The organism is Polaribacter sp. Z014 (assembly GCF_023555435.1).
Classification (GTDB): Bacteria; Bacteroidota; Bacteroidia; order Flavobacteriales; family Flavobacteriaceae; genus Polaribacter.
Map to the genome: position 1 here is coordinate 1 of NZ_JALCZP010000027.1, position 15,327 is coordinate 15,327.

Genomic DNA, 15,327 nt, shown 5'->3' on the forward strand with positions numbered 1-15,327 from the left:
CGTTTACACATTAACAGAGAATGGAACAGGCTTAAGTGATACTGCAACGGTAAGTATAGATTACGATATACAATCACCAACAGCAGTTGCAGATGAAGATTTAGGTAATACACCAGGAAATGCAGTAACCATAGATGTTACTTTGAATGATTCAGATACAGACGGAGATATTGATGCAAGCACAGTAAGTTTAATAGTATCTACAACGGCTACAGGTATTGTAATGGATGCAAACGGAGATATAACAAGTTTTACTGAGCCAGGTCAAGGAATTTGGATTGTTGATGCATTTACAGGAGCTATTACTTTTACCCCAGATCCTGGGTATAGTCAAGATCCAACACCAATAGCTTATACAGTAGATGATAACGATGGTAATATATCTAATGAAGCAACAATAACAGTAGGTTATTTACCATTAAATATTATAGCAAATGATGATGATTTTACAAATAGTCCAGTAAACGGAATAGAAGGAGAACCATTAGTTGGTAATGTATTAAGAAGTGATACAGGAGATGGTATAGATACTATTAATGGAGAACCTACAACAACTAATAATGTTGTAATCTCTGTTCTAACAGTTGCAACACCAGTAAGACCAGGAATGTTAGTACCCGTTTTAGATCCAATAACAGGAAATGTAATGGTGCCAATAGGAACACCAAAGGGAACTTATATTATAGAGTATAGTATTTGTGATATGATTGCACCAAATCCACCAGGTAATTGTGATACAGCAGTTGTTACGGTAGTTGTTGATGCAGCACCAATAGATGCAAAAGATGATATAATAGCTGGAGGAAACGGATTAGATGGTACACCAAATGCAGGAAATATATTAAATGATAATGGAGATGAAGATGATATATTAAATGGTGTTTCTACCAATATTACACAAGTTGTAATTACAATTGATGCACAGGCAAGTCCTTTAGTAACAGGAGCTCCAGTGCCAAGTGTAGATACCGCAAGTGGAATTGTAACAATACCAGCAGGAACACCTGCAGGAGATTATGTAATTGAATATACCATTTGTGAGATTTTAAATCCTACAAATTGCGATCCAGCAACGGTAACAATAACGGTTGATCCTTCGGTAATAGATGCTATAGATGATGATTATACATCAACACCTATTAATGGATTAGATGGAGCAGATACAGTAAGTGTCTTAACGGATGATACCTTAAATGGTTTATTAGTAATACCAACAGATATTACATTAACGCCAGGTTTAGCACCAACGACTACGTTAGGAGGAGTCACAATGAATGTTGATGGTACAATTACAGTTGCACCAGGAACAACAGCAGGGACTTATGTTTATCCATATACAATTTGTGAGGTATTAAACCCAACAAATTGTGATACAGCAGAAGCAATAGTAGTTGTAGTTGCAGGTGTAATAGATTCAATAATTGATGATTATACCGCAAGTCCAGTAAATGGATTGGATGGAGAGTCAAATTTAGGAAACGCATTAGATAACGATACATTAAATGGGGTTTCAGTAGTATTAGCAGATGTAACTATAAGTATTAAAACACCAGCAGCATCGATATCAGGTGCACCAGTACCAGTGTTAGATACAGTAACAGGTGTTATAAGTGTACCAGAAGGAACAAAAGCGGGAACTTATACTATTGAATATACAATTTGTGAAAATTTAAATCCAAATAATTGTGATACTACTACTATAATAGTAGTTGTTGAAGCAGCGGAAATAGTTGCTGTAGATAATGCTCCTACAAACCCGGTTAATGGATTAGAAGGAGAAGCAGGAGTATTGAATGTTTTTGGTAATGACACGTTAAATGGAGATGCAGTAATACCATCAGATGTTACATTAAAATTAGTAACAGCAGATCCAGAAAGAGCGTTAACATTAAATGGAGACGGAACAGTAGATGTTGCACCAGGAACTCCAGCAGGAACGTATGAATTAGTTTACCAAATTTGTGAAGTACTAAATCCAACAAATTGTGATATTGCTATGGTAACAGTTATAGTCGAGGCAGCAGAGATTTTAGCACAAGATGATGATTTTAGTTCAAGTCCGGTAAATAGTTTAGACGGAAGTGCAAACGTAGGAAATGTTTTAGTAAATAATGGAGCAGGTTCAGATACTTTAAATGGAGATTCTGTTAATATAGGAGCTGTAAATTTAACAGTAGCAACACCAGCAATACCATTAACAATAGGAGCAACTGTGCCTGAGATAGATTTATCAACAGGTATTGTAAGCGTACCAGCTGGAACACCAGCAGGAACGTATCAAATTGTTTATAGTATTTGTGAGGAATTAAATCCAACAAATTGTGATGATGCTGTAGTAACAGTTGTAGTTCAGGCAGGTAATATTGCAGCCGTAGATGATTTAATTGGAGAGGTTGATGGGTATACAGGAGATTCTAACGTAGGAAATATACTTACAGACAATGGAAGTGGACCAGATACGTTAAATGGTTTCCCAGTATTATTAGAAGATGTTATCATTTCAGTGTTAACACCTGCAATACCATTAACACCAGGAGCATCAGTACCATTCGTTGATTTAGTAACAGGAATCGTAAGTGTGCCAGCAGGAACACCAGGAGGAAGTTATGATGTAGAGTATCAAATTTGTGAGGTTTTAAACCCAACTAATTGTGAAACTGCAATTGTAACAGTAGAAGTTAAAGAGAGTGCAGACTTAACGTTATTAAAAGAAGTTGATGTAGCGACACCAAATGTTGGAGATACTGTAAACTTCACAATTACGTTAACAAATAATGGATTGAATAATGCAACGGGCGTAAATGTGGTAGATCAATTACCATCAGGATATACCTTTGTAAGTGCAATACCATCTGTAGGAACTTATGATGAGTTTACTGGTTCTTGGAATGTAGGATCAATAGCAACAACAACTAATGAAACGTTAGTAATAGCAGCAATTGTAAATGCAACAGGTAATTATACAAATACAGTAGAAGTAACTGCCTTAGATCAGGACGATCCAACATCAACACCAGGAAATAATAATCCAAGTGAAGATGATTATGATGAAGCAACAACTACACCGATAGTAATTGTAGATTTAGTTACAACTAAAGTAGTTGATAAAACAACGGCTAAAGTAGGAGATGTGGTTCAGTTTACATTAACAGTTGTAAACAACGGGCCAAGTCCTGCAACAGGTGTTAGTTTAACAGATAATTTACCAGCAGGCTTAACGTATGTAAGTCATATTGCAACCGGAGGAACAATAAATACGTTTACATCGGGAGTTTGGGAAATTGGAAGTATGGCAACAGGACGTTCAGCAACTTTAGTAATTAACGCTTCAATTGATGCTGGTCAAGCAAGTAATAACATTACAAATGTTGTAACACCGGCTTCCGGAAATGAGATTGATCCAACAACAGATGGAGATGATTTAGAAGAAACAGTGTATATAACAAGTGCAGATTTAGCTGTTACAAAAACGGTTGATGATGCAACTCCAAATGTAGGAAACACAATTACCTATCTTATAGAGGTTATAAACAATGGGCCAGATGAAGCAACAGGTGTTCGTTTAGTAGATGACTTACCAGTAGGAGTTACTTATGTAAGTTCAACTACAGCCAATGGTTCATTTAACAGTGGATCTGGAGATTGGATGATTGGAACGCTTCCATCAGGAGTAACAGCAAGCTTAACTATTACAGCAAGCATTGATAATGGAACCATAGGTAATACGATTACAAATACAACAAGTCCAATTGTGGCAGATCAAGAAGATCCAGATACGACAAACAATGTTGGATCTGTAAGTATTGTACCAGTAGGGGTTATTGATTTAAGATTAACAAAAACAATTGTTAATAATATAACAAGACCATTAGTTGGAGACCAAATTACTTTTGAAATTAGAGTTTATAATGATGGACCAACTTTAGCAACAGGAGTTAAAGTAACAGAGTTAATTCCTTCTGGATATGACTATGTAAACTATAGCTCATCTATTGGAACATATGATCCTTTAACAGGGTTGTGGAATATTGGAAATGTAGAAGTTGATAATACAGCAGTCTTATTAGTAGATGTTATTGTATTAGAAAGCGGGGAACATGAAAACTGTGCAGAGATTATAGCAGCTAATGAAGATGATAAGGATTCTACACCAGGTAATGGAAATGTTTCCGAAGATGATTATGATTGTGCAGTAACAATTCCGGTTACAGAATTAGATTTGTCAATAGTAAAAACAGTGGTTGATGGAAATATGACACCTAAGGTAGGAGATATAATTACTTTTGAAATTCAATTGACAAATAATGGACCATTAAATGGAACAGAAGTTACCGTATTGGATAATTTATTACCATTGTCTTATACTTTTGTAAACTATAGTTCTACTGTAGGAGCATATGATGAAACGACAGGTATTTGGAATGTTGGAGAGATTGAGGCTGATGATATTGAAATTTTATTGATAGATGTTCTTGTAGAAGCAGGTGGAGATACCACAAGTTATACGAACTGTACATCAATAACAGGTGTTCATCAAATAGATATTGACGCAACAAACGATAGTTCTTGTATAACATTAACTCCATTGCAAACTATAGATTTAGAATTGACAAAAGATGTTGATAATCTAGAACCTATAGCAGGTAGTAATGTAAACTTTACTGTAAACTTAAGTAATGAAGGACCAAGTATAGCAACAGGAGTTAACGTTTTAGACTTGTTACCATCTGGTTACAATTTTGTAAGCGCAACCACTACGGCAGGAACTTATGATGAAGTAACAGGTTTATGGGATGTTGGTACAGTTTTAATTGGAGATATAGAAACCTTAGTTGTTACTGCATATGTTAAACCATATGGAGATTGGCTAAATGTAGCAGAAGTAACTGCAGCCAATGAGTTTGATATAGATTCTACTCCAAACAATGGAGATATCTATGAAGATGATATGGCGGAGATTGCTACAGAGCCTAAGGTAATATTAACAATTCCAGAAGCATTTACACCAAATGGTGATGGTATTAATGATGTGTTTGAAATAGAGCATTTAGAAGTATTGTATCCAAACTTTAGTATGGATATTGTAAATAGATACGGAAATAAAGTTTATAACTATAAGCATACAGGAAATCCAGGGGAAACACCACAGTGGTGGACTGGTTATTCAGATGGACGTTGGAACTTAGGTTCAGACATGTTACCGGCAGGAACTTATTTCTATACCATTTACTTTAATAACAATGATCGTAAGCCTCAAACAGGTTGGATATATTTAAGAAAATAATAACAGTACAATAGTAAAAAAACAGAGAGAAAAGAACTCTTAAATCTCTTTTCTCTCTTCTAAATTATATTTTAAACTAGTTTTATGAAAAAATTAAAAATACTTTTAAGCGCTTTAATTCTACTATGCGCGAGCAGTGTTTTCGGGCAACAAGACCCGCAGTACACACAATATATGTACAATATGACTATTTTGAATCCTGCTTATGCTGGATCAATGGGAGTTGGAAGTATTGGAGTTTTGGGAAGATCACAATGGGTTGGTGTAGATGGAGCACCGCAAACCTTTACGGTATCTGCTAATACTCCGCTAGGAAAGAATTTAGGAGGTGGTTTGTCTATTATTCATGATGAAATTGGACCTGTAAAAGAAGATAACTTATATTTAGATTTATCTTATACAATAAGAATCTCTGAAGAAGGAAGGTTTGCATTTGGAATTAAAGCAGGAGTTACTTTTTTAAATGTTGGAGATTTATTGACCTTGGATCTAAACGACCCGCTAAATGTTCCTCTTAATCAAACTTCACCAAATTTTGGAGCTGGGCTTTATTATTATACGGATAAATTTTATCTTGGGTTTTCAGCGCCTAATTTTTTAGAGACTGTTCATTTAGAGAAAGGGAATGGTATTGTTAGTACAGCTTCAGAAAAAATGCATTTCTTTTTAACATCTGGGTACGTGTTTAATGTAGCAGATAACTTAAAATTAAAGCCATCAGCAATGGTAAAGGCAGTAGCGGGCGCACCGATCTCAGTAGATCTTTCAGCGAATTTATTGTTGGATGAGAAGTTTGAAGTAGGGGTATCACATCGATTGGATGACTCAATAAGTGGTATGGTAGGTTTTCAAGTAAACCAAGATTTTAGAATAGGATATGCTTATGATCATACAATTACACGTTTTGGAGTTTTTAATTCAGGAAGTCACGAAATAATGTTGTTATTTAATTTCAATAGAAAAAACTTAAAGAGTCCTAGATTCTTTTAAAAAAGAGAAAAAAATGAAAAAAATTACCCTTCTATTATTAATCTTATGTGCTGGACTAACCACTGCACAACAATTTAATTATTCGATTAAGAATATTGATGTAAATACAAAATACTCAGATTTTGGAGTAACTTATTTTGGAGATAGCTTAGCTGTGTTTGCCTCTAGCAGAAATCTTGATGCAATTAGACCAGAGTTATGGCATGGTAACAGAGAACCTTTTTTAGAATTGTATAAAGGAAAGGTTTCAAAAGAAAATGAAATTTTTGATATAGAACGTTTTTCAAAAAAAATAAGTACTAAATATCATGAATCTAATGTCGCATTTACAAAAGATTTAAAAACGGTTTATTTTTCACGTAACAATTATTTAAAAAAGGAGTACACTAATGATGATGAAGGTATGAATTTGATTCAAATGTATAAAGCAAAAGTTGGAGAGAACGGAGAGTGGGTAGACCTTGAAGCAATGCCTTTTAATGATCATAATTATCAAACAGGTCATCCAGCGCTAAATAAAGATGAAACTAAATTATATTTTACATCAGATATGCCCGGATCTAGAGGTGCAACAGATATATATATGGTTGATATAAATGAAGATGGAACTTATGGTGATCCAAAAAATTTAGGACCTAATGTAAATACCTCTAAAAAAGAAATGTTTCCTTTTGTTGATGAGAATGGCGTTTTGTATTTTTCGTCAGATGGTTATAGAGAAGGTAGAGGAGGCTTAGATATTTATGCTATAAAATTGTCGGATTTAGATAAGAATAAAGTTGAGCCTAAAAATTTAGGCTTTCCTATAAATTCAAGAAAAGACGATTTTAATTTAGTATATCGTTCAGGAATGCGATACGGATATTTTTCTTCAAATCGTAAAGGAGGAAAAGGAGATGATGATATTTATTCTTTTAAGGAATTAGTACCAATTCAGCTAGATTGTAATCAACTTGTTACTGGAGTCGTAAGAGAAAGAGTAACGAATGCTTTATTACCAGGAGCTAAAGTAGATTTATACAATGCTAATGGAGAGGTAATAGAAAGTGTAATAGCAGATAGTAATGCTGCTTTTCAATTTAATGTAGACTGTAATGAATCTTATAAAGTAGTTGGTAGTAAGTTTGACTATTCTGAAGATTCAGAACAATTTATAACTGATAATGAAGCTAGTTTAGAATTAACTTTAGGCCTTAATTTAAAAGAAAGTGAATTTGTAAGAATCCGAGGACTTTTAATGATTGCAATCAACCCAATTTATTTTGATTTAGATAAATCATTTATTCGTCGGGATGCAGCAATAGAACTAGAAAAAGTTGCTAGAATTATGAGAAAATATCCAGAATTGAAGATTAAATTAGGTTCTCATACCGATAGTAGAGCTCCAGACGATTATAATATGGCATTATCTGAAAGAAGAGCTCAATCATCATTAGCTTGGTTAATAGCGAGAGGTGTTAATGCTTCTAATATAACTGGTAAGGGATATGGAGAAACGCAATTGGTAAACAAATGTTCTAATGATGTTAAATGTTCTGAAGCAGAGCATCAGTTAAACAGAAGAACGGAATTTGTAATATTAAATCCAGAAGCTATTAAATAGTATTATAAAATAGATTTAAAAAAGAAGGGTTCAACAAATTATTGTTGAACCCTTCTTTTTTAAGGTCTTTTAGGTTTAAATAGAACTCCAATCTAAGGTTGTGTAATGTTTTTTTAAATAGGCTTTTACAGTAGCAATATCATCTTTAGAAGATAAGTCTGGTACGTGCTCTGAAAGTGGAATTCCTACAACTTTATTATTGGTTTTTGTAATGTAATTTAAAAGTGAAGTTTGCATTTCTTTTTCATTTCTAATAGGATGTATAGGACAATTTTTTAAAAAAGGATAAAACTCTTTTCCATTAAACTTAAAAATGTTCATACTTACTCTTAACTTTTTATCTCTATCATAAAAATTAGGCACTTCTGTTTCTGAAGGTTTTTCAAGAATGCGAATGAGTTCGTTGTTCTCATTTAATTTTGTCAATGCAAATTTAGAAATTCGCTCTAGCGGAAATTCTAATGTGTCTCTATTGTAACTGATAAATGCATTTTTATGTTCAGTTATTCTAAGTAAATTTAATGCTTCGGTAGAATATAAATTATCACTATTACAAACTGTATAAAATTGCTTATTCAATTCAGGGAATTGCTCTACTGCCTGCAAAAGAGCGTCTGCAGTTCCAAAAGGTTTTACTCTGTCTTTTGGAATATATTGTATGGGAAAAGAAATGTTTAATCCATTAAAATCGTTATTTTTCTCTTTACTTCCGTAGAACTCTTTAAACAAAACACCTTTTTCGTTGATAACAATATAGATGTTTTTATAACCCGCTTTTTTTGCATTATATAACAGATAATCTAACACAGGTCTTCCTGTATTATCTAAACTAATTAAACTTTTACTTCTGTTGTTTGCTTGTGTAGTTTCATCAGAATTTATGGTTTTAGAAGTTGCTGGTTTTTTCATTCTAGAAGAAGCTCCGCCAGCTAATATTATCAAGTTATTGTGCATATAAATTATCGTTTTTTTTTTTTTGACTTTTTAAAAGTAATCAATTCAAGTTAATATTGTATTTTTATTTAATGGATTTATTTTCTTCAGAAAAAATAGTTAATGTTTTACCTTTTGATGGCATTACAAATTATCATGGATTGATTCTAGATAAAAAACAATGTATGTTCTATTATCAAAAATTAATGGAAACCATCAACTTTAAAAATGATGAAGCAATTATTTTGGGTAAAAAGATACTTACGAAAAGAAAAGTAGCTTGGTATGGAGAATCGGAGTATTCTTATACCTATTCTAAAGTAACAAAAACTGCAAATATTTTTACTAAAGAATTGTTAGCCCTTAAAGAAATAGTAGAGCAGGAGAGTGGGGAAACCTATAATTCTTGTTTGTTAAATTTATACCATTCTGGAGATGAAGGAATGGCGTATCATTCCGACGGAGAAAAAATGCTAAAGAAAGATGGTGCCATAGCTTCTTTGTCTTTAGGCGCAGAGCGTAAATTTTCTTTTAAACATAAAGAGAACAAACAAAGAATAGATGTTATTTTAGAAAACGGAAGTTTATTGGTGATGAAAAAAGGGACACAAACCAATTGGTTGCACAGATTACCGCCTACAAAAAAAGTAAACTCGCCTAGAATAAATTTGACTTTTAGAAGTATAGAAATGGAATTTTCTATATGAATTTTAAATGGTTCTGTTAATTGTCAATTTTTTTGATAAATTCGTCTCTATAGTTTAAACCAATCGGAATCCAGTTATCATCAATTATAATTCTATTTCTTTGCACAGAATAAATATGTTTTAAAGAAACAATAAAGGATTTATGTACACGGATAAAATTTACCTTCCCTAATTTTTCTTCAAAATTCTTAAGACTACTAAGTGTTAGAATAGGTTTTTCTCTATTGGTATGAATTTTAATATAATCTTTTAAAGACTCAATATATTTTATATCTGCTAAGTTTATTTTTAAATTTTCATATTCAGATTTCACAAAAATAAATTCTTGATTAGCTTCTTTATTTACACTAAGTGTTTCTTCTTCATTTTTAGATTGCAGTAAATTTTGTGCCCTTGTAGCTGCTTTTAAAAACCGATGAAAAGGGATTGGTTTTACTAGGTAATCTATGGCATTTAAATTAAAACCTTCTACGGCATAATGAGAGTATGCGGTTGTGAAGATAAACAGCGGTTTGTTGTCTAACGATTTTATAAAATCGATTCCAGAAAAATCTGGCATTTCGATGTCTGTAAATATTAAATCTATTTTTTTAGATTGTAAAATGGTTGATGCTTCAAAACCATTAGAGCAAGAACCAACCAATTCTAAAAACGGAACTTTAGAAATAAAGTCTTCTAATAATTCTAGAGCCAATGGTTCATCATCAATAATTATACACTTCATTTTTTATTTTTTTAAGTTGATTTTTAAGTTCACTTCAAATGATTTTTTTGTATTCGTAATCTCTAAAGTATGTGTATTTGGATATAATAAATTCAATCTATTTTGTATGTTTTCTAAACCAATACCAGAATCTTTATTTAAGGTGTTTTGTAGTGATGCTAAATTGTAAACTTCTAAATTCAATTGATCATTATTGGTATAAATTTTAATAGTAATATCCGTTTTTCCTTTATAATCTGTTCCGTATTTAAATGCATTTTCAATAAAGGAAATAAGTAATAAAGGTTCTATTTTATAGTTTAAATTACCATGAATATTAATTTTTACACCGCTAGAATCTTTTAAACGTAATAACTGTAAAGAGATATAGTTTTTTATGTATTCTATTTCTTTCTCTAAAGAAATAAACTCTTCATTGGCTTCGTAAATCATGTATCGCATAAGTTCCGAAAGGGTAACAATAGCTACTGTGGTATCATCAGATTTTTTGTTTGCTAAAGAGTAAATACTATTTAAAGTATTGAATAAAAAATGAGGATTTAATTGTGCTTTTAAAAAGGATAATTCTGAATTTACTTTTTGTGAAGCTACAAGAGTTCTTTCTTTTTCAGATTTATACCATTCTGCAACTAGTTTTGTACAAGTACTTAACGCAAAGAACATTAATAATAAAATTGAAGGTCTTAAATTGAAATTATGATCTCTAGGTCTGCGAAAGTTAGTATTAAAACCTTCTTGAGCAAAAGGTGGTTTTAAAGAGAATCTTAAGAAATATTGCATCATAAAAATTATAGAAAATATAATTCCTAAGGAAATAATAAGGTATAAAATAATCTTTTTATTCAGTAAAAAATAGGGAATAAGAACTAAATAATTTAAATAAAAAACAGCGATAAAGGTAAAGTTTAAAATATAAAACTCATTCGGAATGATACTAAACCGAGCATAAGATTGAATAGCGGTTATCACCAAAAAGAAAATCCATATAAGACAATGGACAATAATAGTGGTGTTTGTTTTTTTTAATAAAGGACTCAATGTTTTCATTGTTTAACAAATGCAAAATTAGACTAGATGTTTCTTAAAAGTCTCCCAACAAATTGTTGTTTTTATCACAAAAAAGATTGAAAACTAGGTTCCTATTTTAGTAGTAATCTAATTCTCAATCTTAAAATGTATTCTTAAAATAAAGAGGTATTAATCATCTTCATTTTCTAATTCGTTGGGTTTAAATTCCCAAACATCATCAAAATAATAACTACTACTACTTCTACCCATTAAAACAAAGGCTTTAGTATCAAAAGTAAAAGCAGAAGCATCTTGTCTTGCAGAACCTTCAAATACAGGTAATTCATCCCAAGTATCTGTAGATGGAGTGTATTCCCAAGCATTTGTAGTTATAGAACCAGAGATTCCTGTTGTTACATATCCTTTTCCTTCTAAAGAAAATGCAACACCATTACTTAAGCGAGTGTCAAAATCATCGTCATCATCATCATCGTCATCTAAATCTGTTAAACGTGTCCAAGTAGTACCATTAAAAGAATAAAAATCTTCTTCGTAAGCTCCGTTATGAAGACCTAAACCAATATAAGCAACTTCATCAATTTTAAAAACAGAAGCATTCTTACGTTTTTGTCCACCAAAACCAACAGACTGTTCCCAAGAATCTGAAGCAACATCGTATTTCCAGAAATCTTTTTGCTCGCTTCCATCGTAACCAGTACCAATATAACCGTCATTACCAATAGAAAAACCAATAGCAGCATATCTTGCTGTTCCTGCAAAATCTGCTTTTTGAGTCCAAGAATCTGTAGTTGGGTCATATTCCCAAAAATCTTTTAGTTCTTCTACATCAAGTTCACCATTAAATCCGGTACCTAAATATCCTTTTCCATTAATGGCAAAACCTACAGCTCCACTTCTGGCAACACCAGGAAAATCAGCTTTTTTTACCCAATAATCACTATCAGAATTATACTCCCAAGTATCGGTTAAATAATCATCACCATCATAACCTGTTACTAAATATCCTTTATTACCAATGGTAAAACTGACAGCGTTTGCTCTAGAATCTCCATCAAAAGTAGAACTTTCTACCCAGTTTCCGTATTCATCATCATCGTCATCACTACTACATCCTATAAAAAATAGAGACATTAGCAATGCTGCTAAAAACAGCACACTACTTTTTTGTATTAAATTTGTTTTTCTCATTAGATTTAATTTATTCATTTGCTTAATTATTGGGCAAACTTAAAAGCTAATAAATGACTATCAGTACAAAATAGACAAACAAGGGTATTTTATAGATAAACATGTAAACCAAATGTTAATTTTCTTAAAAGGTGTTAATTATTGTGTTTAACGGTGTTTTATAGTGGTAAGTCTATAAAAAAAGACTGTTTATATATTTTATGATTTGTTATGTTAACCACCCTAATATTTTTGCTTGAAAAAGTAAAATGAAGTATTTAATTTTTGGTGTTATAGGTATTGTTTTTTTAGCATCTTGTGCTACAGATGATACTACTTATGAAGTAGGAAGCGATTTTATTGAAAACAACATTCAAGTTAGAGTAATAGATACCTTTTCTATAAAAGCAGGGACTTTTAAATTAGACTCTTTAATTACTTCTGGTACCAATAGAATTTTAGTTGGTAATGTTGTTGATGAAAAATTAGGGAGTATATCTGCAAAATCTTATTTACAATTAATTACCTCTAGTTTTTCTATAAGTACAGATGCCGTGTATGACTCTATAGGTATGGTTTTAAATTATGATAACTACTATTATGGTGATACAACTAAAGTACAAACATACACATTACATAGAATAAAAGAAACGGTAGCGCCCGCAGATGATGCTACTAGTTTTTACAATACTTCTTCCTTAGCTTTTGACCCTGCAATTTTAGGGCAACTGTCATTTACGCCAAGACCAAATAAATCTACAGATTCTTTATTTGTTAAAATGGATGATGTTTTAGGAGAAGATATTTTTAATAAAATAGTAGATAATGATATTAATAACACAGACGATTTTTTACAGTATTTTAAAGGATTGGTAATAGCGCCAGATACTTCTGTAAATAGCCATGTTTTAGGTTTTAATGTACAAACTACAGCAAGTACTGTAGGAAACTCTAGTATGAGGTTGTATTATTCTATAAAAGATGATGATAGTGAAGATAATGATTATTATATAGATTTTGTAATTTCATCTGCCACACAACAGTTTAACGAAATAAAAACAAATTTATCTAATACCATTGTAGGTGAATTTGAAGATGAAGAAGAAATTAAATTAAGTACAAGTACAGATAATTTATTATTTGCTCAGGGAGGATCTGGAATTACAGCTAGAATAGAAATGCCTTCTATTAAAAGACTTGCTGAACTGTATGAAAATGCATCTACTTTAAGTGCCGAACTAACGTTTAATCCATTAAAAAGAACTTATAATGATGACAATCCTTTACCAGAATCTTTGTTGGTTTATGTTGTAGATCATAAAAATAGAATTATACAGCAACTTACAGATATAGACGGCAATACAGCTTCTGCTATTTTGGTAGAAGATACATATGAATTTAATGAAGACACACATTACAGTGTTAATTTAAGTGGTTTTGTAGAACAAATTTTAAATTCAGAGACCGATTTAAATTATGCTTTAATGATTCAATATCCAAACTATTCAAAAGAAGTAAACAATTTGGTGATAGAAAATAATGCAAGTACAAATAAAGAGATAAAATTATCAGTAAAATATTTAAACTATTAAGATGAAAAATAAGATATTATTAATAGTATTAGTCGCTTCTGTACATTCTTTATTTGCTCAAAGTAATTCAAATACACCTTATTCTTTATTTGGTTTAGGAGTAGAAAATAAAACAGCCACAGGAGGTTTAACAGGGTTAGGTAACACAGGTATTGCACAAGCTAATCCGTTTGAAATAAATTTATTTAATCCAGCTAGTTTAAGTGGTATTTTACCAAAGTCTTTTTTATATGAGTTTGGTTTAAACGGAACATATTCTACCTTAAAAACCAAAAGTATAAGTGAAAGTACTAGCAATGGTAACATTTCTCACATTGCAATTGCATTTCCAATAAAACAAGGTTGGGGTATGAGTGTTGGTTTACTTCCGTATACAAAAACAGGTTATAATATTGATATAGAAAATGCCATTGAAGGTTCTGCAGACACCTATATTACAAGAGTAACAGGAGAAGGAGGTTTAAATAAATTTTATATATCTACGGGGTTTAAAGTGATTAAAAATTTATCTTTAGGGGTAGATGTCGCTTTTCTTTTTGGCTCTATAAATCAAGAAAGTTTAGCCTATGCAGGTTCTTTGGTTTCTATTAGCGACCAAAATTATTATGGAGGCGTAAAGTTAAAAACAGGATTGCAATATAAATTACCAGCAATTAAAGGTGTAGAAACTACTATTGGAGGTACCTTAGAATTGCCTTCATCTTTAGGAGGAACGCAAACAAGAACTTCTTATAAAACGTCATCTAGTGGAACCTCAATTGCTATTGAAAATGAAGTTGAAAATGACCTAGATAATTTCGAACTTCCGTTTTCTTACGGAGTAGGAATTACATCTGTGATCAATAAAAAAATTACTACGAGTTTAGATTACCGAAAATTACTTTGGAGTGATACTTCTCAACCACAAAATAACGAAAGTTATGCAGATCAATCTATCTATGCAGTAGGGGTAGAATATGTGTCTTCATCAAAAAAATATAATTATTGGTCTAATATAAAATATAGAGCTGGTTTTAATTATAATACAGGTTTTCTAAAGATTTCTAACCAACAAATAGATAGTTATTTTGTGTCTTTTGGTTTAGGTTTACCAATGAAAAAGTATAGCAACGATAATTTTAATATTTCTTATTCTTATGGTAGAGAAGGTACTTTAGATAACAATTTAATTCAAGAGAAATTTCATAAAATAACTTTAAACCTAAACTTTGTTGGTAAATGGTTTAATAAAAAGAAAATAGATTAGTGTTGTAATTTTAGTACAATAGAAATTTAATTTTCAACAAGGCGATTAAACT

10 protein-coding genes are annotated in these 15,327 nt (G+C 31.5%); 6 read left to right on the forward strand and 4 right to left on the reverse strand.

Features of this window, described 5'->3' with window-relative positions; translation table 11 throughout:
• From MPF19_RS17140 to MPF19_RS17150, 3 genes are all read left to right on the forward strand, one after another.
• Positions 1–5,284 (forward strand): T9SS type B sorting domain-containing protein (locus MPF19_RS17140; RefSeq protein WP_249989484.1); only part of this gene is annotated, 5,284 nt, incomplete at its 5' end.
• Between the two features lie 84 nt (positions 5,285–5,368).
• Positions 5,369–6,274 (forward strand): PorP/SprF family type IX secretion system membrane protein, encoded by a 906-nt coding sequence (locus MPF19_RS17145; protein WP_249989487.1) that lies wholly within the window; start codon positions 5,369–5,371, stop codon positions 6,272–6,274.
• Positions 6,275–6,287: 13 nt separating this feature from the next.
• The gene (locus MPF19_RS17150) at positions 6,288–7,877 is read left to right on the forward strand and encodes an OmpA family protein (protein ID WP_249989488.1); all 1,590 of its coding nucleotides are present in this window, start codon (positions 6,288–6,290) and stop codon (positions 7,875–7,877) included.
• 75 nt (positions 7,878–7,952) lie between these two features.
• Here MPF19_RS17150 and MPF19_RS17155 read toward each other — a convergent pair whose 3' ends face one another.
• On the reverse strand, positions 7,953–8,831 hold the full coding sequence (locus MPF19_RS17155; protein WP_249989490.1) for a sugar phosphate nucleotidyltransferase: 879 nt from the start codon (positions 8,829–8,831) through the stop codon (positions 7,953–7,955).
• Positions 8,832–8,902: 71 nt separating this feature from the next.
• Between MPF19_RS17155 and MPF19_RS17160 the strand changes: the two genes are divergently transcribed.
• A complete protein-coding gene (locus MPF19_RS17160; RefSeq protein ID WP_249989492.1) occupies positions 8,903–9,517 on the forward strand; it encodes an alpha-ketoglutarate-dependent dioxygenase AlkB family protein in 615 nt (204 codons plus the stop codon).
• 16 nt (positions 9,518–9,533) lie between these two features.
• Here the strand turns inward: MPF19_RS17160 and MPF19_RS17165 are convergent, their stop codons facing one another.
• The 3 genes from MPF19_RS17165 to MPF19_RS17175 form a co-directional block, all read right to left on the reverse strand.
• The gene (locus MPF19_RS17165; RefSeq protein ID WP_249989494.1) at positions 9,534–10,241 is read right to left on the reverse strand and encodes a LytR/AlgR family response regulator transcription factor; all 708 of its coding nucleotides are present in this window, start codon (positions 10,239–10,241) and stop codon (positions 9,534–9,536) included.
• Between the two features lie 3 nt (positions 10,242–10,244).
• Positions 10,245–11,288, reverse strand: a complete 1,044-nt coding sequence (locus MPF19_RS17170; RefSeq protein ID WP_249989496.1) for a sensor histidine kinase — start codon at positions 11,286–11,288, stop codon at positions 10,245–10,247.
• A gap of 150 nt (positions 11,289–11,438) precedes the next feature.
• Entirely contained in the window at positions 11,439–12,458 is a 1,020-nt protein-coding gene (locus MPF19_RS17175; protein WP_203394968.1) for a Kelch repeat-containing protein, read from the reverse strand.
• A gap of 248 nt (positions 12,459–12,706) precedes the next feature.
• Here MPF19_RS17175 and MPF19_RS17180 point away from each other — a divergent pair, with 248 nt between their 5' ends.
• Entirely contained in the window at positions 12,707–14,029 is a 1,323-nt protein-coding gene (locus MPF19_RS17180; protein WP_249989497.1) for a DUF4270 family protein, read from the forward strand.
• Position 14,030: 1 nt separating this feature from the next.
• Positions 14,031–15,275 carry a BamG family beta-barrel-assembly machinery protein gene (gene bamG / locus MPF19_RS17185; protein ID WP_203394966.1) on the forward strand — a complete coding sequence of 415 codons (1,245 nt, stop codon included), beginning with the start codon at positions 14,031–14,033 and terminating at the stop codon, positions 15,273–15,275.
• Positions 15,276–15,327 lie beyond the last annotated feature (52 nt).